Below are 20,991 nucleotides of genomic sequence, written 5' to 3'. Positions count from 1 at the left end.
TCAAACAGCTCGCCTGTGCCCAACTGACCGATTCAGCCTTTTTCAATACTGCCATGCCATGTATAATGTATGAATACGAAAACATAAGGACGGACTGCTTATGCTGCAATCGCTGAATGCCCGACTCAACCGAATCATGCCTTTGATTACGCCGGCCAGCATCGTCATCGGCGTCTTATGCGGAGGTTTGCTGTCTTCGTATACGTTCATGTCCCCCTGGCTGTTTGCTTTTATGACATTTGCCGGAAGCATCAGCTTGAGCTTCAAGGATTTTCTCAGTGTTATGAAAAGGCCGCTGCCGCTCTTCGCCTGCCTGCTCGTTTTGCATGTGATCATGCCGCTGGTCGCCCTCGGCACGGGAAGGGTTCTATTCCCGCTCGATGCTTATACGATCACCGGGCTTGTACTTGCCGCGGTCATCCCGACGGGGGTCAGCAGCTTCGTATGGGTAAGCCTGTACAAGGGACATATCGCGCTGACATTGTCCATCATCCTGGTCGACACGCTGATAGCACCTTTCGCCGTTCCGGGCATTCTGTCGCTGCTGATCGGAACGAGCGTTCATATGGACATCCTGCCGATGATCAGCAGCCTGTTCGGCATGATCGTGGTCCCTTCCCTGCTCGGCATGGCCTTGAACGAATGGAGCAAAGGCGCCATCGTTCCGGTTTGGGGACCGCGCCTTAATCCGTTCTCCAAACTGGCCATGGCGCTGGTCATTATGATCAACGGCTCCGTGGTCGCTCCTTATCTGTCCGACATCAGCCCCCGACTGGTCGGCATCGCTGCGGTCATCGTCTTTTTGGCCGCGGCCGGGTACCTGCTGAGCTTCGCGATCTCCGCCCTGATGGGCTGGAGCGAGCCGGAGCAGGTCGCCCTCGTCTTCAACGGCGGGATGCGCAACATCAGCGCGGGCGCCGTCCTGGCCGTCGCCTATTTTCCCGCACCGGTCGCCGTTCCCGTCGTTCTTGGCATGGTCTTCCAACAGATGATGGCGTCTCTGGTCGGACTCCTGCTCGGCCGCCGCACACAGCTTCGAATACGGCGGGAGGAGTCGGGGAATACCCAGACATTATAAAAAAAAACAATAAAGAAGCTCACCCTTCCGATTCGGGTGAGCTTCTTTTTATCTGGTTCACTTTTCCGCGAATAAACCGTCGGTATTTATTTTATCTATGCGGATACTAGCTCCGCAGTGCGTTACTTCAATTTGATTTTGGTTTTGATTTTGCTCCCGCAGCCGCAAATGATCGTATGCTTCAAATTTTTGATCGGCTGGTGGCACATGGGGCATACACTTGGCTGAAGCATCATGCCGGATCACCCTCCCTTTCATTTGTTCGCACGCCTCGATCCATGCGGCTGCCGCCCTTAAGGGGCAAAACCGCTGCTGCCGCTTTACGCTTGGACGGTTAAGCCCAAACCTTCGGCAACGCGGGTTCCGTAATCCGGATCCGCTTTGTAGAAATGGGAGATCTGGCGCAGCTTAATTTCCTCCAGCTCCACCGGCTTCATCGCTTCCACGATGGTCCGGATGAGGCGGGCCTTCTCTTCTTCGCTCATCAAGCGGTACAAGTCCCCGGCTTGCGTATAGTGATCATCGTGATCGTACGCCGTTTGTCCAGCATAGCCTTCAACCTCGAACGGAGTGATCCGGGCATGCGGATCTTCCTTCGGTCCGTTGAAGCTGTTAGGTTCGTAATAGACCGATCCGCCGCCGTTCGTACCCGAATTCATGTATCCGTCGCGCTGATAGTTGTTGACCGGTACCTTCGGACGGTTGATCGGCAGCTGGTTGTGGTTCGCCCCTACACGGTAACGGTGCGCATCCGCGTAGGCGAACAGGCGGCCCTGCAGCATTTTGTCCGGGGACGGTTCAACGCCGGGAACAAGGTTGCCCGGAGAGAATGTGGCCTGCTCCACTTCGGCGAAATAGTTTTCCGGATTCCGGTCAAGCACCATTTTCCCAACCTCGATTAACGGATAATCCTTCTGGGACCACGTCTTCGTCACGTCAAACGGATCGAACCGGTACGTGTTTGCGTCCTCCAGCGGCATAATCTGAACATACAGCGTCCAGGACGGATAGTCCCCTGCTTCGATCGCCTGCTGCAGGTCCTGAATATGGTAGTCGGGATTTTCACCTGCCAGCTTTGCCGCCAGATCCGGATCCAGGTTCTTCACGCCTTGGTCTGTTTTAAAATGGTACTTGATCCACACGGCTCCACCCTGCTCGTTGACCCATTTGAATGTATGGCTGCCGAAACCGTGCATATGACGCAGCGTCGCCGGAATGCCGCGGTCGCCCATCAGGTAAGTAACCTGGTGCAGCGATTCAGGAGATAAGGACCAGAAATCCCATACGGCGTTCGGATTTTTCAGGTGCGTTCTCGGATCGCGCTTTTGAGTATGGATAAAATCCGGGAATTTGATCGCGTCGCGAATGAAAAAAATCGGCGTGTTGTTGCCGACGATATCGTAATTGCCTTCTTCAGTGTAGAACTTTACAGCAAATCCGCGCGGGTCGCGGACGGTGTCTGCGGAGCCCAGTTCTCCCGCAACGGTCGAAAACCGGATAAAGAGGTCGGTTCGCTTGCCCTTGTCATGAAACAGCTTCGCTTTGGTATATTTAGACATGTCGTTGGTCACTTCGAAATAACCGTGTGCTCCGGCACCTTTCGCATGAACGACACGCTCAGGAACTCTCTCGCGATTAAAGTGGGCTAATTTCTCCAGCAGGTGAACATCTTGAATCAGGGTAGGACCGCGATGTCCGGCCGTAATGGAATTTTGGTTATCCCCAACCGGGGCTCCCCAGCTCGTTGTCAGTTTATTGGAATCGGAATGATTTGTACTCATTAGCTCTCCACCTTCTTCGTAAAATGATCATCAGAAACCTCATAAACAAATGATAACACTTATCAATTTAAAGTCAATATTTATTTAGAATAATTATAAATAAGAATTTTAAAACCGTTTGAACCATTGGTCCGTCTGTACCACAGAGACAAGGAAAGGAGGGCTGCCCGCTGGGCTCTCACGCAGAAATGAAAAAGGTCAGCATGGGACAAGCCGGAGTAGAAACCGATGTTTATGACGCCATCATGGAGCACCGGGAAACGCTGCTGAACATCGCTTACAGCTATTTGCGCAATCGTCATGATGCCCTGGAGGCGCTGCAGGAAATGACGTGCAGGGCATGGGTCAAACGCTCGACGCTGAAAGACGGCAGGGCGCTGAAGGCTTGGCTCATCCGCATACTCATTTATGTATGCATCGATGAACAGCGGCGCAGGAAGCGGACCGTTCCTACCGTGGATGCGCAGCTTGAGGAGATTAGCCAGCCTCATGATGCATTCAAAGCATTCAACCACGATAAGGTCGCCATGGGTCCCTTGCTGGAAAAGGTGAAGCCGAAATACCGCCATGTGCTGATCCTGAAATACTACAACGACCTGACGCTCACGGAAATCGCCGCGATTCTCGGCAAACCGGAAGGCACGGTCAAAACGTGGCAGCATAAGGGGCTTGGCCAGCTCCGCAAATGGATGAAGAATCGGAGGGATTGGGAATGAACACGAACCCTGAAGAACAAGCCCTGCTTGCCGACGCGGCGCAGCTCCGGCGGCAAAGGATGCAAATCGGCGATACGGAAGCTACCGAGGCGATCCGGCGCGGATTCGCGAATAGATCGGCTTCGCGGAAGCGGCGTTTGCTGCCCTATGCCGTCGCTGCAGTGGTGCTGGCCGTGCTGCTCGGCGCCGGATGGTGGCAGGGCGGCCCGATCGGCATTCCTGCACCGCATACGGCGAAGGATATGAGTTGGGGCGCATTGGAAAGGTACAGGGCCCTATCCGCCAAAGACGTGGACCATGCGACACTCGAATCCGCAGTACGCAACAATTACATCCAAATCGTCAACAAGTCGGTTTCCTCCGGTCCTTACCGAATTACCCTCGACGCCGTCACGGCAGACGAGAACAAGATGCTGCTGCTTTACACGGCCACAGCCGAGTCCAGCCATGAAATCAAAGCGGTGAACAGCGTCAAAGTGACCGATTTGAATTCAGGCAGGCCTCTGAATGCTGAGCTGCAGATCAGCAATGGAGACGTACACAGCTTCTCCGCTCTGAGCACGGTGATGCTTGACCGAAGCCAGCCTTTTCCGAGCCGCATCGAGGTTGATTTTCAGGTGACCTCCGTAAATCCCGGGAAGCTTGGCGACCCGAAAACCAGAGCGGCCGCTGCGGACTTCCTTTATTCCGACCGTATGAAAATTAAAGTTGATTTAGAACCAAAATTTGAAAAGACGCCGACCGTTGTGATGCAGCCCGATCGTTCTATCAGCATCGATGGCCATAAGGTTGTTCTCTCCAAGGTGGAAATGTCTCCGTTGTTGACGCGCGCCACCTTCGTGATCGATAACGACAGCGAGTTGGATTTCAAAACAAAGCAATCCATCTGGGATAAGCTCCGTTACATGACCATCGTCTCCACTAACAGAAATGGAAGGGCTGTGCAGCTGAGTCCGGTAGCCGGAAACGGGACCGACGAAGGCTTCCAGCAAATATTCAGCAGCAGCATGCTCGACAAGCCCCGCTCGCTTGTGCTGAAGATGTACCTCGAGTCGGATGACGCGGGCGTCCCTATACCTCTAAAGGATCTGCCCGTCGTTGAACTGAAAAAAACCGCGATCGTATCGCGGTTTTTTAATCTTCCTTATGTTCCGGCTCGGCCATCGGGATCTTCATCTACTCAACGCCTGACCAAACCTGACGTGAAGAAACGACGGTTTCTCCAGACTGAATCGCCTGCTGTATGAGCATGCCCAAATAATGATCCTGCGAAGCATCGGAGAGACTGTAGAAACTGGGCCCGCCCGCAGCGTAGACAGCCATTTGCTGCAGGCAGCAGGCAATCGCGATTTCATCGTCGTACAGCCTTGCAGGGGCAAACGGATTGTTATACACCCACCGTTCTCCCGCCATGATCCCCTCCAGAAAGTACCCTTCCTGATTCTCGAGCTCACCCTTATTGATTCGCTTGAAGTTCAAATAAAGCGGCGTACGGAAGTCCTTCAGGACCGTCAGCCGGTCATCGAATATTTCGCCCCGTCCCCCCCGAACCGACAGGTGGTTCGAGCGGATCCAGGAACGATGCTGGTCCGCGGTGAAATCGTAGATCCCGAGCTTGCCGCCGAAATCCAGCCAGGCCAAATCTCGCCGGGACGTCACGATCTGTTCTTCCGGCGGTGGTCCGCTCCGGGTAGGTCCTGCCACCCAGTCGGACTCAAACCGCATTGCCCGAACGCGGACGTCTTCAAATCCAATACCGAGCATCTTCCGAAGCAGGGCGGCTCCGTGGTAAAAGTGTGAAATCGATACGGTTGCCTGGGTTACGTTCCCGAGCAGCCCTTCCCGAATGATGGCCATTCTAGCTTGATTCATCGGATGGAACGGATACTGCTCGGCGACCTGCACCCGCGCACCACGGCGTGTCAGCTGGTCATGCAGCCTGATCAGCCCGTCCAAATCAGGTGCAGGAGGCGTTTCCGCCAATGCGGGAATGCCATGGTCCGCAAGCTGAATCAAATACTCCGCGCAAGCCGATGCGCTGACCGACACGACCATGAAATCCGGCTGCGGGCCGGTCAACAGCTGTTCAAGCGTCCTGTATGCGGCCACCTGCCACTGGCGCTCCATCACCTGGCCTTTGGCTGCGTCCCGGACCACCATTCCCGTGACCTGGAATTTCTCTGGAAGCGCTTGCGCAATTCTTAAAAAATATTGGGCCCGAAATCCACCACCGCCGATAATGCCGAAAGTTGCAGGCCTTCCCATAACAACACCTCCTTTTTATTGAGAGCAGCCCGAAGGCGGCAGTACCATGAGCGACAGCCATGAACGAATCGCGGATATCGCCCGCTTCTCCCTTGGATAATAACTACCTTAGCACCGGCCCTGATCATTGACAATCCGCCGATAGTCAGAAGAAAGAACCGGCCGTTGGCCGGTTCTTTCCCGATGAGGATGGAACCATTTTTTCTATGATTGATTTATTCCGCCTGATACCGATCATAAGCCGCCTGATACACGGACATGTACTGGTCCAGTCCCATTTTCTTTAAGTTATTTACGTACCCGTCCCACTGATCGAAAGACGCGGAGCCGTTAATGAACTTTGCTTCCATTTCCGCGGTGTAATCCTCAATGTCCTTGCCGATGGAAGACATGACCTCCGTCTCCTCCGGCGTATAGTTAAAGTTATACAGGATGTTCTTCACCGCGTAAGGCTTGGCTTTTTCGGCCGCGGCCATGGAATTCGGGAGCGTCTCCGACCCCTTGAAATACTTCTCCGTCACGAAGCCGGGATAGCTTCCACCCAGCCAGGTGAAGTATTTGGCCAATGCCTGGTCCTGCGTCAGCCCGTCCGGATTGTTCGTAATCTCGTCCACGTATTTCAAACTGCCGCTCGCATCGCTGGTATACGTCTCCCCTTCCTTGCCCATGAAATACAGCTTGGCGCCTTCATCGCTGTAGAAGTAATCCATCCAGTGGATCGTAGCTTCCGGATACGGATCTTTATTGGTAATGGCAAAAGCGCCGACATGCACCATCGGAACTTTGACATGGGCATACAGCTGGTCGCCATGCGGCCCTTTCAAGGCTCCGAGTCCCGTAAATTCCTTGCGCCCCATCACGGTTTCAGGGTTCGGCACGACTGTTGAACCAAGCAGGCCGGCTTGGCCCTTGGCGTTCAAGGCGCTGCCTTCGATCGTAAATATTTCGGGATCGATCAGCCCCTCCTTATAGAGCTTGCTTATGAACTGCAGCACCTCTTTGTACTGCGGCAGGCTTTTGATAAAGCGAAGCTTGCCAGTCCCAGGGTCCACATCCACCAGCTTATGCCCGAGGCCGCTGGTGCCAAGCCCCCAGGCCCCTTTCATGTGGTCGATCAGGACGGTCACGCCACCGGCGCTGAACGGAATCTCGTCATGCTTGCCGTTCCCGTTCAGGTCCGTCGCCTTGACCGCCTGCAGGTACTTGTAAAATTCCTCGGTCGTCTGTGGTTCCTCCATCCCCAGCTTCTTTAGCCAATCCTGGTTGATCCACAGCGGCGTGCCGATCAGCATGGAGAGAAGATCCGGGTCATAGAAGGACGGAAGCGAATAAATGTTGCCGTCCGGCATCGTCAGCCCTTTGCGGATGTCCGGATATTTCTCCATCAGCTTTTTGAAGTTGGGCGCGTACTTGTCGATCAGGTCATTTAACGGAATGAAGACGCCCTGCTGCCCGTACCGGGCGAGCTCAGCCGATCCGACGCGCGCTGAATAAAAGACGTCCGGATAATCGCCTCCCGCCAGCGCCAGGTTCCTTTTCTCGGTCAGCGTTTCAAACGGCACCAGATTGAACTTCACCTGGATATTCGACATTTGGCTGTACGTTTTCCAAATCAGCGTATCTTCAAATTTGCTGCCGTTGGTCGGCGACTTGCCTGTGAAAAAGGTCAGCTCAATCGGTTCTTTCACGATCGGCATGCCCGTTTCGTTCAGATTTTCCACCTTGTCGGTCTTGTTCTCCGCTTCGCCTTCCGACGCACTGCCGCTGCATCCGCTCAGCAAACCCGCAGCCATCACGAGCGACAGCGTGAGCGGTCCCCATTTGCCCCTCATCTTACGAAGCCGTTGTTGCTTTCCCATACTCCATCTCCTCCGTTAACGTTTAGATTTGAACCTGATCAGCCTTTAATCGCACCAACCATGACACCTTTGACGAAATACTTTTGCAGAAAAGGGTAAAGAATGAGCATCGGCAGATTCGTGACAATAACCGCCGCATATTTGATCGCCTCGGCATCCATCAGACTGCGGGCCAGTGTATCATCGCTGATATCGACCATCTCCTGCATCTGGTTCTGTACCAGAATCTCGCGCAGAAACAGCTGCATCGGATACAAATCCCGGTCCGACAAATAGAGCAGTGCGCTGAAGTAAGCATTCCAATGTCCGACCGCGTAGAACAGCACCATGACCGCGAGTACCGGTCCCGACAGGGGCAGTACGACTTTGAGCAAAATTTTAATATTGGAGCATCCATCTATGAAGGCCGCTTCTTGAACTTCCTTGGGGATGGAGGATTGAAAAAACGTGCGCATGATCAGAATGTTCCATACCGAGACGGCGGACGGAATAATCATGGCCCAGAACGTATTGAGCAGCCCGAGGCTTTTGATCAGCAGGTATGTCGGAATCATGCCGCCGCCAAAAAACATCGTAAACACGATCAGGAACGTAAAGAAGTGCCTGCCTTTAAAGTCCGTGCGGGACAGCGGGTAAGCCCCCGCCACGGTCATCACCACATTGAGCGCGGTTCCGGCAACTGTGTACATAACCGTGTTCATAAAGCCACGGAGCAGCTCTTTGTTCCCAAACAGGCGTTCATAACCAACGAGCGAGAACCCTTTGGGCCACAGCCAGACCTCTCCCCGGATCACCGACCCGGGATGGCTGACCGATGCGATCAGCACAAAGAACAGCGGATACAGAACGATCAGGGTGACGACCCCCAACAGAACGTAGATGCCTATGCCCGTGATCCGTTCGGACCTGGTCTCCAGCATGGATGACCCTCCTTCCGTTGTCTAGTCAAGATTACCATAGACTGCTTCCGCCCATTTTGCGCGCGATCCGGTTTACGGTCAGGAGCAGCACGAAATTGACGACGGCATTGAACAGACCCACGGCGGCGGAATAGCTGTACTGCGCCCCCAAAATGCCGCTGCGGTATACGTTGGTGGCAATGACATCCGACGCTTCCATATTGAGCGAATTTTGCATCAGGAACACCTTTTCAAAACCGACGCCCAAAATCGATCCGATGTTCAAAATGAGCAGAACGACGATCGTCGGCGCGATGCCCGGCAAATTGATGTGCCACATCCGTTTGAGCCTGCCGGCACCATCCACCTTGGCCGCTTCATGAAGCTGCGGGTCAATCCCGGACAAGGCGGCCAAATAAATGATCGAGCTCCAGCCCATGCTCTGCCACACGCCTGACCAGACATAGATACTCTTGAACCATGACGGCTCGGTCAGAAAAGCAACCGGCTGTCCGCCAAGCCATACGATAACCGCATTGACGAGCCCGCTGACCGGAGACAGAAACATCATCAGCATGCCGACCACAACCACAGTCGATAAAAAATGCGGGGCATAAGTCACCGTCTGGACGAATCGCCGGAACTTGGATGAACGCACCTCATGCAGCAGGAGCGCCAGCACGATCGGAACCGGAAAACCCGCGATCAACTCATACACCCCGATGCCAAGCGTGTTCCACAGAATGCGCGCAAAATAAAAGCTGTCAAAAAAGCGTTCGATATGCTTGAGTCCGACCCAAGGACTCCCCGTGATGCCTTTCGAGGCGATGTAATCCTTGAATGCGATCTGCACGCCGTACATGGGAATATAGTGGAAGACGATAAAGTAACCCAGAACCGGGGCAATCAACAGATACAGCTGCCAATTCCGGAGCCATGCCGCCGCCCGGCTGCTCCCTCGTCCATTATTCTCGTACATGCTGCCGCCCTTGCCGGCCATCTTGTTCACCGCCGTTTGGCTGTCCACAACGAATTTCCCTCCCCTTTGATCTTCTGTGCAAGATTCATGCCCCAAGCTGGACGCTATCTGACACGAATGCATCATGACACAGCTTTGGCGCACGCCGCTATGGACAATTTTCAAGATGCTTACCCATATCTCATCTCTTCTAACTTGCAGTCCGGAAATCATGAATAATCAAACTAAATCATAAAATTTGCATATACAATTTTTACGTTCTCTTAACATCCGCGTCCAATCGACTTAATAGTGAGCCGTTACATTAATGGGATAGGCATCCGTGCCAAAATGGTTTGAAGGGAGCTTAAGCGGTGATGATTAGCTGGATCAAGGAACGCAGGCGCTCGCTGTTCGTCCAGATTTTCGTTAGTTTTCTTGCGCTGATCCTGCTGTTTGGCGGGGTTTATACGGCCATTTACCATATGTTTAAAGGAACGCTTCAGGAAGAAATCATCCAGTCGAACCAGAGTGATCTGCACGATGCGGCGGGCCGCTTCACCAATCAGCTCCAGCGTCTGCAGGTGCTGCTGTACGATCTGTACAACCAGGAGGACTTGATCGGCTTTAACAGCCAGCTTCACAGCGCCGAGAGCCAAAACGTCGATTATCTCAAAGCCCGAAGCGTGATTCTCCAAATGAGAAGGGATGTATATAACCCCCTCTTTTACCTGGAAGACGTTGTTATTTATTTTGACGAAAAAGATTTTGCCCTCAGCAAATCCGGAAGCAGCAGCGCTTCTTACCTGTTCAGCCATCTCTATGCCAGCTCCGCGTACCCGCAGCATTTCTGGCAGGCCGCCTCCGATCCGTCTGATCCGCAGACGTTCCGGCTGCTGCCGGCGTCGCCGTTTCACGTCAATGTCACGGTGCCGGATGCCAAGCAGCTGCTGCCTTACGTGTACCAGCCGCCTGGCGGACGATATCAGGTGATCGCATTGATCGACATTGAAAAAGCGGCCAGTTCATTTTTCGGCAACACCCAGAACCGGACGATAGGAATCATGGACACGGAGGGAAACCTGCTGTATCAGCATGGAAAACTCAGCATGGATACGCTGCCTGAATTCAAGCTGGGACAGCTTCAGATGCTCATTGACGATACCTATTATTTCAAAACATCGCCGGACCAAGGGCTGACTTATATTACGGCCGTACCCTACAGGCATGTCTCCTCGCAGTTCAGCCGGGTGACAGGAACCGTCCTGGTCATCTTCATGCTGACGCTCGCCGTTTCTGTAGGCGTTTCCATCCTCCTCAGCCGCAAGCTGCATACGCCCGTCAAGCGCATGCTGTCCGCCATGCTGGACCATAAACCCTTTGATGCAGCCCCTGCACCCTTGCGGAAGGGCACGGTGGAATATGATCTGATCGCGGAGAGGATCCACGAGCTGCAGCGGGACAAAAACGAGATCCGGGCCAAGCTCCAACAGCAGCGATCCGTACTGACCAGCTATTCGTATATCAGCCGCCTTAAAAACATCAACACGGATATTAACGAATGGAAGGACTTCCTGACGGCGGACGAACGCTATGTCGTGGTGCTGTATCACATCCGGTTCCGCTTGTCCCATACGGCAGATTTGCCTGTGCACGCCGATACAGCCGTCAGGCATCTGCTGGACCATATTCATATCCTGACGACCGGGCAGTTCGAGGGCTCCCATACGTTCCAGCTGGAGAAAAATGAAATTATATCTATTATGAAGGGAGCATCCTCAAGCTCGACTTATCCCTTTCTGGAAGAGATCCGCAGCATGCTGGAGGCGGAGAAGGACCAGATTCTGGTCAGCATTGCTGTCAGCGGCGATATCCACCAGGTCTCGGAGTTCAGCCGGGCTTACCATGAGCTGCGGTCGTGGACGGCCCAGGCCAAATTGGTCGAGGAGGCCCAGCTGATTACCGGCAGCCGCTCCCTTCCCGCTTCCGTATCCCTAAGCCCTGCTCAGGAGCGCGAATTCACCGCTTCCCTGCAATCGGGCCAGGACGCCCGCTGCCTGCAGCTGATCGACCAGGCGCTGGACTTCATGCTGCGCAAGGAAGCCGGCATCGGCCAATTCCGTTTCTTCTCCGATTCCATCGCCTCGCGGGTAATCTACTTCGTGGAAGCCGCCCAGGTGGAACCAACGAAGATTCAGTCGCTGAAGCAGTGGACCCGCGGGCTGCAGGACTGCCAGTGCGTCACCGATTACCGACAAGTCTTCCGCCAGCTGCTCGAAGCAGCCTGCTCCCTGCTGCGTTCCAAGTGGGATGCGCGGGAAGAGCCGCTGATCTCCAGGCTGCTGAAGGTCATGCAGACCCAGTACGCAGAGGATTTGTCCCTGGATTACCTGTCGGCCAAATTCAATCTGACGAGCACCTATTTATCCGCCTATATCAAAGACAAGACCGGCTTGAATTTCAGCGACCATATGCAGGGCATCCGGATGGAAAAGGCGCGCGAACTGCTCGCCTGCACCAGCCTGACTGTCAATGAAATCAGCCAGCAGGTCGGGTACCTCAATATCACCTCTTTCAACCGGACCTTTAAAAAGGTGACCGGCATCACGCCGGGTGCCTACCGCAAAAGGCATTGGCTTCAGAGCACCAGCCAAAGCGGTTAGCGGAACCTGGATGTGGCGCTCCGCTCTTTTCGCATGTTGACCCAACACAAAAACAGCCATTTGCCGGTTACATACAGGCAAATGGCTGTTTTTTGCTTGAAGCTATATCTCGAACAACATACATCCCATGATCAGGTTCGCCGCCATGCTCAACAATTCCAGTCCCCATAACATGACAAGATCCGCCTTAGGTTAATTTTGCTAATCATATTCCTAAAGCAAAGCGGTCGCAGTGTCACGTCATAAACAAGGCACTCTGTATAATTCTTCTAAAATATCCCATTATAAGAAGGAAAGATTGCCAAAGCAGGAGGATGAGGATCATGAAACCCCAAATTTCGTTCGTTCAATCGGTCATGATCTTGATGCTCAGCACGGGGCTGATGAACCATGTCATCATTATCCCGGTCCTGCTGGATGCCGCTGATCGGGACGCCTGGATGTCTGTAATTGTTGCGGCGGCATGCTCGCTGGCGTGGATTGTCATCCTGCACTTAGGAATCAGCAAAATCGGCAAGCGTCCGATATTTGACATCGTCTCAAAGGCTTACCATCCTCTTGTAGGGCGCCTGCTGGCCGGAGCGGCAGCGATCTATCTCTTTGCAATATGTACGATTACGACCCGGGACACTGTTTACTGGATCCACCAGACCTTTTCTCCTGAAACACCGATTCTGGTGTTTGCCTTGATCTTTCTTTTCATATCGGTGGTCAACGCGTACCTTGGTATCCAATCGATCGCTAATACGTCCAGCATCCTGCTGCCCATTGTCATCCTGCTCGGCTTTTTCGTCATGTTTTCGAACACTATGCATAAAGACTACTCCTTGCTTAAACCGCTTCTCGCCCATGGCATGCAGCCCGTCTGGAGCGGCGTGATCTATGTGGGGGCCGGCTTCGCGGAAGTGATCATGCTGTTCTTCATGCATCATCACATCAAAACCCGCCTGTCGTATCTATCCTTTATGATCATCATACTTCTGCTGGCGGGTCTCACTATGGGGCCGCTTATCGGTGCCATCACGGAATTCGGGACGGACGAAGCGGCCAAGCTGAGGTTTCCGGCTTACGAGGAATGGAGGCTGCTGACGATCGGCCGCTACATCGAGCATCTGGATTTTTTCAGCGTGTACCAATGGTTCAGCGGCGCGTTCATCCGGATATCCCTCTCCATGTTTCTCATTCTGGATGTATTCCGGATTCAGAGCAAAAAGGGAAAAGCCTGGATGCTTGGCTTCCTTTACGCGGTCATCACCTTCATCTCAACCATGCCGATCAGCGATCAGGCATTTTTACGAATAATGACAAACTATTTGCTCCCTATATCGCTGTGGGGAGTGCTGGCGTTATCCGTTATTATGACTGGACTGCTCCTGCTGGCTCAGCGAAGGGGGAAAGCGGCGTCATGATGAGAAAAAGCAGCCGGAACGGTTCAGCGATCGATGCTGTGGTCACCCGCTTATTCGATGCGAGCGCGGATATTAAGAACGTGACCCTTCCCCTTTCAAACACAGATTACAGCGTTCAGCTGCTGTACTGCCAAGGGTTGTGCGACATCAACAAAGTGGAGCAGGATATCATCCCTGAACTGAAGGGCATCTCTGAAGATGTTTTTCAGTCGGACCAAATGAACCTGCAGCAGAAAGTTCCGTTTCACATGCAGGCCCTGCCTGAAAAAAACCGGGAAAATGCCATCAAGGAAACCGTGCTGAACGGAAATCTTCTGCTCCTATTCAAACCTACTTATCAGATTTACTCGGTGACTGTAGCCGATCCGCCCTTACGGCAGCCGGAGGAGCCTAATACAGAGGTGTCGACCCGCGGACCGCGGGACGGATTTGTCGAAGATGCATACACCAATCTGGCCTTGATTCGAAGAAGGCTCAAGACTGAGATGCTGGCGGTTGAAGCATTCACGATCGGATCCGAAACGTCGACCGAGGTATTTCTGATGTACCATAAGGGTGAAATTCAGAAGAACGTACTTGATGAAATTCGCTCCAGGCTTACGCACGTACGTACCAAGGGCCTGATCAGCAATACGCAGCTGGAAGAAACGTTGACAGGCTTTTCCTTTTTTCCGCTAATGTCCTATACGGGCCGGCCGGACTACGCCGTTAACGCATTGCTTCATGGCAAATTCGTACTAGTGATGAATGGTTCGCCGACGGTGGTCTTTGCCCCCGTGACCTTTAATCTTCTGCTTAACACGTCGGAAGACGCACATTACGTCAATGTCTTCGTGGCCTTCACCAGGTTACTGAGGATAAGCGGGGTCATGCTGTCGCTTTTTTTGCCGGGCTTCTGGACGGCGATTACGACATACCACCAGGATCAGATCCCCTTCACCCTGCTGGCGACCATCGTCAACTCCAGGCAAGGCGTGCCGCTCCCGGTCCCATTGGAGGCCGTGGTGAGCCTGCTGCTCTTTGAGATTTTCAGGGAGGCGGGGATGAGACTGCCTTCATCCTTCGGACAGACCCTGTCGGTCGTCGGCGGGTTGATTATTGGCCAGGCGGCCATCAGCGCAGGGATCGCGGCACCGGGGACCATCGTCGTTACGGCGATTTCAGTCGTCTCCACCTTTACGCTGGTGAACCAGTCCTTGGTCACGGTGGTCAGCCTGCTAAGGCTTGTGATTCTGCTGATCAGCGGGTTTCTCGGACTGTTCGGCACGCTGTCGAGTCTGATGGCGCTCATACTGTTCCTGGTCAATCTTCGATCCTTTGGCACCCCTTATTTGGCCCCTCTATCCCCACCGCAATTTAAGGAATGGTTTAAGGTCCTTTTCCGCATGCCTTGGGGCAAAGGAAAATTCACCGACCAATCCGGAAACAAAGGATGAGTAGAGGCATGAGAACGATAAGATGCATTTTAACTGTGATCCTGCTCTCCACGCTGCTGACCGGCTGCTGGGGAACGAGGGAAATCGATCATATGATCTATGTAAATACACTAGGCGTAGATTATGTCAAAGACAAAGTCGTCGTGTACATCCAAATGGTCAACTTTGGAGGGATTGCCAAAAAAGAATCGGGGCAGTCCCAACAGCAGAAGACCTATGTCGGGAAAGCTGAAGGCGATGCGTTCGACGCCGCGGTATTCAATCTGTACGAATCGAGTCCGCAGCGAATTGTCTGGAGCAACGTGAAGTCGGTTGTCTTTACCGAGAATGCATTAAAGCACGGACTGATCGATCAGGTTTTTGACGTATGGGACCGGTATTACGAGTTTCGTTATACCGTATGGGCAATGGCCACCAGGGAACCCTTGGAGCGGGTGCTCAATGCGACGTCAACCAGCGAACTGTCCGCCATATACTCGCAGCTGAACAGCCCGATGCGGTCTTATGAACAAAGCTCCATCGTCGCCCCGCTGTATATGTACAAATTCATTTGGAAATGGAAAGAAAAAGGTGAAACGGTCCATCTGCCTTACCTGGAAACCGTATCGGGTTGGACCGACAACCAGAAGCCGTCCCCTAACAACAGCATGGCCGGCGTATGCTTTCTGGATCATCAGAAGTTCCGGAGCTGTCTTCCGGCCCAAGATATCCTGGGTCTCCGCTGGACGGAGAAAAAAACGATAAGAACGCCCCTGATCATCAAGGAAAAAAAGAAAATCAAAGCCGTCATAGTCATGAACAACATCAAATCTTCGATCCGGCCACGTACCGTCAATGGGAAACCTGTCTTCGATTTCAAGGTTTCCATGCAGGGTACGCTTCCGCAGCTGAGCACAAGCCTTCATCGACAACAGCTTGAGCTGCAGGCTGCCAAAGAAGTCAAAAATCAGATCATGGACACGTATGTAAAGGGGTTGGAGAAGGACATTGACGTGTACAGCCTGTCGGCAAAGCTGTACCGCAGCATGCCCAAGGAATGGCAGGAACTAAGCAACAAAGGACAATTAAAGCTGGATCGGGGCAGCATTGGTATCATTACCGTCAAGGTGAATCTGATCAGCGGCGGTATTTCCAAAATGCGATGATGCACCATCCCTATGACTGCATCGAGGGGTATTTTTCGCGGATGAAGTCAAGGAAAGTTTCCGATACCGGGGTAAGCGGCCTGTCTTTTTTCCATACTACACCGATCGGAAGCTTGCATGCCGGGTCATCGACCTTCACCCAGTGCAAATGATGATTTTGAACACCTATCGTCTTCGGCAGCAAGGCAACTCCAAAACCCGCAGAAACGAGCCCGGCCACCGTATCCAATTCGTCCGCTTCAAATACGGTGTTCGGGCGAATCTGTTTTTTTTCGAACAATTGGTTGATGGTGAAATTTAACCCGCAGGACGTCTTTAAACCGACAAAAGGCTCATCCTGCAGCTCCTCCAGACTGATTTGGCTTTTGCTGCTCCACCGATGATGCTGCGGAAGGGCCAGAAATAATTCGGGCATGCCGAGCAAATGCCAGTTGAACTTGTCATCCAGCAGCTCGGGCGTGGAAAGGCCGAAATCGCATTCGTGATTGGAGATGAGCGTAAGCAATTGTTGATTGGAGCTCTCATGAAGCTCAAAACGGATATCGGTATAACGCTCCCGGAAGGAGCCGAGCAGGCTGGGGATCAGCTGAGCTCCGAGCGTATGCAGGAAGCTAAGGGAAATCACACCCGCCTCGGGATTGATTTGGTTCGCGATCTCCTGTTTGGCTTGCTCAATTTCACGAAAAGCATGTTCGGCCCGTTCTAGAAAAAGGCGTCCGAACCGGTTCAGGACCAGATTACGCCCGCTCCGTTCGAACAAAGCCACGCCAAGCTCCCTCTCCAAGCCTGCGATGGAACGGCTCAAGGCAGGCTGGGACAGGGATAACTGCTGTGCCGCCTTCGTCATATGCTGCAGCTTTGCCACCGCAATAAAATACTCAATCTGCTGCCACTCGATTTTCATCCCCTCCTCATCCATTACATTTATGCATGATTTATATACGAATTATAAATTAGACGAAATGAACGAACAAGGATACGATTCTAACTATAAGGAGGGATCGCAGATGACGTTCGATAAGCAGATGCTAAACCACTTGCGGCAGCCCGTGTCTTTTAAGGTAACTGGAGGCGGCGGCGTTAAGCTCCATGTCGAGGAATCGGGCAATGTCCATGGCCGCCCGCTGCTGTTCCTGCACGGCGGATCGCAGTGCAGCTTGTGTTGGAAGAAGCAGATTCATTCGGAGCTTGCCCTGGACTACCGCCTGGTAACGATGGATTTTCGCGGACACGGTCAATCGGATAAACCGGCGCAAGGGTATGCCGACGGACGGCTGTGGGCGGAGGATATTCATGCCGTCATTCGGGAGCTGGGATTGATTCAACCGGTATTGGTCGGCTGGTCATTCGCGGGAATCCCCCTTCTCGACTATATCCGGGAGTATGGGGAGAACGAGATTGGAGGAGTCCTGTTTGCGGGTGCCTTAACCCGGCTTGGCAAGGAAGCTTTGACCGCGGATATGGGAAGCGACACGCTGAACATGTCGGCGAGCCTCTTCTCTGACGAACCGATGGTTCGGATTAACTCGTTGGATCAATGGCTGGAGCAAAGCGTGTTTTATCACACTTTGACCCGCGAGGAGCACTATCTCTTTCTCGGATCCAATGTGGTCGTTCCGGCATTCGTGCATCAAGGAATCTTTAACAGGCAGATCACGAACGACGATGTATTGTCGTCGATGACGAAGCCCGTTCGGATCACGCACGGAGCCCAGGATTGCACCGTGAAGCTGGAGGCCAGTCGGCGAACCGCTGAAATCATCCCCCATTCCAGGGTATCCCTGTATGAAGAAGCAGGGCATGCGGTCTTTTGGGATCAGCCGGAGCGCTTTAATCTGGAACTCAAAGAGTTTGTTGATTCGATCGGACCGAGCTGAATCCGACACGCTGCATCCATGCTTAGAGCTTAATTTTCTGCAAATCATCCATCATTATTTAAGAGAGGCGGCATCCAAATGAACACTTATCAAGCATTAACAGTAGATTGGAAAGGGGAAGAACTGAAGCCGGAAGTACGGGGCTATTCACTGGACGATCTGCCGGAAGGGGACGTAACGATCCGTGTTGCATACTCAGGCGTGAATTATAAAGACGGGCTGGCCAGCATCCCTGGAGGCCATATCGTGAACAGTTACCCGCATATTCCGGGAATTGACTTAGCCGGAACCGTCGTCGCTTCGTCTGACCCGGCATTCTGTGAGGGAGACGAAGTCCTCGTTACAGGATACGGATTGGGCGTATCCCATCCGGGAGGCTTCAGCCAAATAACGCGGGTCCCCGCTGCTTGGGTCGTCCCCCTGCCGCCGGGTATGTCAGCGAAGGCAGCGATGGCGGTCGGCACCGCCGGGTTCACCGCTGCCTTATCCATTCACCGGATGGAGGAGAACGGACTGGCTTCCGGCCAAGGCCCCGTGCTCGTGACCGGTGCCACCGGCGGCGTGGGAAGCTGGGCCGTCGCCATGCTGGCGCGGTCGGGTTATGACGTGACGGCCAGCTCCCGCAAAAGCGCTGAAGCCGATTATTTAAAAAAACTAGGCGCCGCCGAATGCATCTCGCCCCAGGAGCTGGAATTGCCTGAAGGACGCGCCCTTCAGCAGGAGCGATGGGCCGGTGCGGTCGATCCGGTAGGCGGGGCTCTTCTGCCTCATGTCCTAAGATCGGTCCGTTACGGAGGCTCTGTCGCAGTCAGCGGTTTTACCGGAGGAATGGACTTCGCTTCATCAGTGCTTCCGTTTATTTTACGCGGCGTTAATCTGCTCGGCATTGACTCGGTGCAGTGCCCTATGGAGCTCCGGCGCAAGGTATGGGGACGGATCGCGGCCGAGTGGCTGCCGGAAGAAGACATGCTCGATTCCGTCGTTCACGAGATTGCGCTGTCCGATCTGCCGGACGCGTTGACTCAAATTCTTCAAGGCCGTATGCGGGGCCGGGCCATCGTGAACCTCACTTGAGCAGCATGTCATGGTAAAGCGTGAGACGTGTACTGGAAGGCTGGTCGCTGTTAACGGCCAATCCGGTCACGTCTTTTCAATGGTCAGGAGTTAAATCATTTATCATATAATTGAGCAGTTCTGCGTACTCGATCGGCGATCTCTGCCCTTATGTGTTCAGGTTCCAATACGAGAACATTCGGCCCAAAACTTAGAATCGTATCATATAGCCAACTATCCTCCAGAAACTCCCCTTTAACTTGAAGCGAGCCGTCAGGTAAATGGGTGATCGATTCCGCTTGGAAGTAGTCCTGTACTCTCGTTCTTACCTGCGGCTGAAAATGTAACTCCAAATGAGTAACCGGACCGCGATCGTTCCATAAATCCTCGAAGTCCTCGATCGTTTTATCTCGGCGAACAAAGCTCTCTAAGGCAATCCGCAGGTTGTTTATTCGGGATAATCGAAAGATTCGATAATTGTTTCGAGTCGTACAATACCCGTACACGTACCAATGATAACCTTTCAATGCTATCGTCATCGGTTCTATTTTGCGAGCATGATATTCGCCAATCGTGTTTGGGTAATCAAATTCAACCATCAGGTTATCCTTAATGGCACCGCGCAATTGTTCTATAATGTCTTGTTCCGATCGTCCGTGCCCCCATGGATTAAAGTCTACGATCATTTTCTGCTTATGCTCCTGCATTTGATCCCGTTCCGCTTTTACGATAAGAGCTTGTACCTTATCCATTAACAGTTGGATCTTCTGATCATCCAGTGAGGAGAGCATCCCGTTCAGGGCTGTCTCAATCACGAACAGTTCTTCAAAAGTCAGCAGTTGACGATCAAGTTTATAATGATCGATCAGTCCGTAACCCCCAGCGTTCCCTGTATAGGATACGATAGGGATACCTGCCTTATTGATTGCGTCGATATCTCGGCAGATCGTTCGGACCGATACCTCAAAACGTTCGGCGAGTTCCTTGCCGCTTATTCTATCGCGCCCCAACAGCAGCGTCACGATAGCAAGAAGCCTGTCGATTTTCAAGGCCCTTGTCCCCCATTTCCGCTTCACACTATAGTTCAATACACACTCATTAAAACACAAATCGTTGGATCAAAAAACCCGAACCGTTCATGACATAATGATGTCGTAAACGGTATAGTACAATGTCACTGCACCTTAAACGAAAGGAGAGGCAAACATTGATGAATCTAATGATTACAGACAACAAGTATTATCACGCTCCGGATCACCCCGAACTGATTGAGCTTGAAAGCAACCTTTATCTTACCATTTCCGATCAGGGTGCCCCTGGGGGATCTGCCCACCTGGCTGCTGTACAAGCACTTCACACCTCCGCATACGGGGTCAAATCACTGATGATGAAGGAAGGCAAAGATTTTATCGTGCCGGTTCTGGAGGGGCTCTGGTGGGTAGACGGCAATAAGCCTGTTCGGGAAGTGCCAATGGAGCAATGGTATTGGAAACTGCTCATACGAGTTCCCGACTACGTGACAGAGAGCCATTGGGAGAGGACCAAAATAAATGCGATCATGGACAATCCCCTCATTCAATCTATCGTCCTAGAAACGATCAATGAGGGTAAATGTGTGCAAATGATGCATAACGGCCCCTATGATCGGGAGCAGGAAACCGTGGATTTGATTGAGGCATTTATGAAGGACCATAACCTGGTACAAAACGGGCTTCATCATGAAATTTATATTTCCGATATCATGAGCACCCCTCCGGAGAAGGCAAGGACCATTTTACGACACCCGGTAAGAAAGGCCACAACATAAACCAGAAGGTGAGCCTTGAGATCGGATCACTTCGCTTGCCCGTAA

Annotated in this window: 18 protein-coding genes; 10 read left to right on the top strand and 8 right to left on the bottom strand. The window is 52.9% G+C overall.

The features are described from left to right. Positions 1 to 100 precede the first annotated feature (100 nt). Complete coding sequence (locus BCV73_RS05080; RefSeq protein WP_076168878.1) at positions 101 to 1,078, top strand: bile acid:sodium symporter family protein; 978 nt, start codon at positions 101 to 103, stop codon at positions 1,076 to 1,078. Between the two features lie 57 nt (positions 1,079 to 1,135). On the opposite strand, the gene BCV73_RS35360 is transcribed toward BCV73_RS05080, so the two are convergent. Further along, entirely contained in the window at positions 1,136 to 1,336 is a 201-nt protein-coding gene (locus BCV73_RS35360; protein ID WP_218828103.1) for a hypothetical protein, read from the bottom strand. A 62-nt stretch (positions 1,337 to 1,398) separates the two neighbouring features. After that, entirely contained in the window at positions 1,399 to 2,859 is a 1,461-nt protein-coding gene (gene katA, locus BCV73_RS05075) for a catalase KatA (protein WP_089546326.1), read from the bottom strand. Positions 2,860 to 3,047: 188 nt separating this feature from the next. Here katA and BCV73_RS05070 point away from each other — a divergent pair, with 188 nt between their 5' ends. Both BCV73_RS05070 and BCV73_RS05065 read left to right on the top strand, forming a co-directional pair. Beyond that, positions 3,048 to 3,575 (top strand): sigma-70 family RNA polymerase sigma factor, encoded by a 528-nt coding sequence (locus BCV73_RS05070; RefSeq protein ID WP_076169592.1) that lies wholly within the window; start codon positions 3,048 to 3,050, stop codon positions 3,573 to 3,575. Next, complete coding sequence (locus tag BCV73_RS05065; protein WP_179231893.1) at positions 3,572 to 4,822, top strand: DUF4179 domain-containing protein; 1,251 nt, start codon at positions 3,572 to 3,574, stop codon at positions 4,820 to 4,822. Before BCV73_RS05070 ends, BCV73_RS05065 begins: the two co-directional genes overlap by 4 nt. Here BCV73_RS05065 and BCV73_RS05060 read toward each other — a convergent pair. The 4 genes from BCV73_RS05060 to BCV73_RS05045 form a co-directional block, all read right to left on the bottom strand. Continuing rightward, positions 4,752 to 5,840: a Gfo/Idh/MocA family protein gene (locus tag BCV73_RS05060; RefSeq protein WP_089546324.1), complete on the bottom strand. Its 1,089-nt coding sequence runs from the start codon at positions 5,838 to 5,840 to the stop codon at positions 4,752 to 4,754. The two genes, BCV73_RS05065 and BCV73_RS05060, sit on opposite strands and share 71 nt — an antisense overlap. A gap of 215 nt (positions 5,841 to 6,055) precedes the next feature. Continuing rightward, complete coding sequence (locus BCV73_RS05055; protein ID WP_256992751.1) at positions 6,056 to 7,699, bottom strand: type 2 periplasmic-binding domain-containing protein; 1,644 nt, start codon at positions 7,697 to 7,699, stop codon at positions 6,056 to 6,058. A gap of 38 nt (positions 7,700 to 7,737) precedes the next feature. After that, entirely contained in the window at positions 7,738 to 8,619 is an 882-nt protein-coding gene (locus BCV73_RS05050) for a carbohydrate ABC transporter permease (protein WP_089546323.1), read from the bottom strand. 31 nt (positions 8,620 to 8,650) lie between these two features. Then, a complete protein-coding gene (locus BCV73_RS05045) occupies positions 8,651 to 9,577 on the bottom strand; it encodes an ABC transporter permease (protein WP_240913279.1) in 927 nt (308 codons plus the stop codon). A 356-nt stretch (positions 9,578 to 9,933) separates the two neighbouring features. Between BCV73_RS05045 and BCV73_RS05040 the strand changes: the two genes are divergently transcribed. The 4 genes from BCV73_RS05040 to BCV73_RS05025 all read left to right on the top strand — a co-directional run bounded on the left by BCV73_RS05040 (position 9,934) and on the right by BCV73_RS05025 (position 16,209). Then, positions 9,934 to 12,219 (top strand): helix-turn-helix domain-containing protein, encoded by a 2,286-nt coding sequence (locus tag BCV73_RS05040; protein WP_256992750.1) that lies wholly within the window; start codon positions 9,934 to 9,936, stop codon positions 12,217 to 12,219. Between the two features lie 323 nt (positions 12,220 to 12,542). After that, positions 12,543 to 13,628 (top strand): GerAB/ArcD/ProY family transporter, encoded by a 1,086-nt coding sequence (locus tag BCV73_RS05035; RefSeq protein WP_256992749.1) that lies wholly within the window; start codon positions 12,543 to 12,545, stop codon positions 13,626 to 13,628. Beyond that, positions 13,625 to 15,064, top strand: coding sequence for a spore germination protein (locus BCV73_RS05030; RefSeq protein ID WP_089546321.1), 1,440 nt, complete (start codon positions 13,625 to 13,627; stop codon positions 15,062 to 15,064). Before BCV73_RS05035 ends, BCV73_RS05030 begins: the two co-directional genes overlap by 4 nt. Before the next feature lie 8 nt (positions 15,065 to 15,072). Further along, positions 15,073 to 16,209, top strand: a complete 1,137-nt coding sequence (locus BCV73_RS05025; protein WP_179231892.1) for a Ger(x)C family spore germination protein — start codon at positions 15,073 to 15,075, stop codon at positions 16,207 to 16,209. Positions 16,210 to 16,219: 10 nt separating this feature from the next. On the opposite strand, the gene BCV73_RS05020 is transcribed toward BCV73_RS05025, so the two are convergent. Further along, positions 16,220 to 17,113 carry a LysR family transcriptional regulator gene (locus tag BCV73_RS05020; RefSeq protein WP_167372851.1) on the bottom strand — a complete coding sequence of 298 codons (894 nt, stop codon included), beginning with the start codon at positions 17,111 to 17,113 and terminating at the stop codon, positions 16,220 to 16,222. A gap of 103 nt (positions 17,114 to 17,216) precedes the next feature. Here BCV73_RS05020 and BCV73_RS05015 point away from each other — a divergent pair, with 103 nt between their 5' ends. After that, positions 17,217 to 18,086: an alpha/beta fold hydrolase gene (locus tag BCV73_RS05015; RefSeq protein WP_179231891.1), complete on the top strand. Its 870-nt coding sequence runs from the start codon at positions 17,217 to 17,219 to the stop codon at positions 18,084 to 18,086. A 78-nt stretch (positions 18,087 to 18,164) separates the two neighbouring features. After that, complete coding sequence (locus tag BCV73_RS05010) at positions 18,165 to 19,160, top strand: acrylyl-CoA reductase family protein (RefSeq protein ID WP_089546319.1); 996 nt, start codon at positions 18,165 to 18,167, stop codon at positions 19,158 to 19,160. Between the two features lie 95 nt (positions 19,161 to 19,255). On the opposite strand, the gene BCV73_RS05005 is transcribed toward BCV73_RS05010, so the two are convergent. Beyond that, the gene (locus BCV73_RS05005) at positions 19,256 to 20,188 is read right to left on the bottom strand and encodes a helix-turn-helix transcriptional regulator (RefSeq protein ID WP_179231890.1); all 933 of its coding nucleotides are present in this window, start codon (positions 20,186 to 20,188) and stop codon (positions 19,256 to 19,258) included. Positions 20,189 to 20,349: 161 nt separating this feature from the next. Here BCV73_RS05005 and BCV73_RS05000 point away from each other — a divergent pair, with 161 nt between their 5' ends. Then, positions 20,350 to 20,946 carry a GyrI-like domain-containing protein gene (locus BCV73_RS05000; RefSeq protein ID WP_179231889.1) on the top strand — a complete coding sequence of 199 codons (597 nt, stop codon included), beginning with the start codon at positions 20,350 to 20,352 and terminating at the stop codon, positions 20,944 to 20,946. Positions 20,947 to 20,991: the final 45 nt, after the last annotated feature.

It is taken from the genome of Paenibacillus sp. SSG-1, assembly GCF_002224835.1.
Classification (GTDB): domain Bacteria; phylum Bacillota; class Bacilli; order Paenibacillales; family Paenibacillaceae; genus Paenibacillus_AQ; species Paenibacillus_AQ favisporus.
This window is presented reverse-complemented; position numbering and strand designations above follow the sequence as displayed.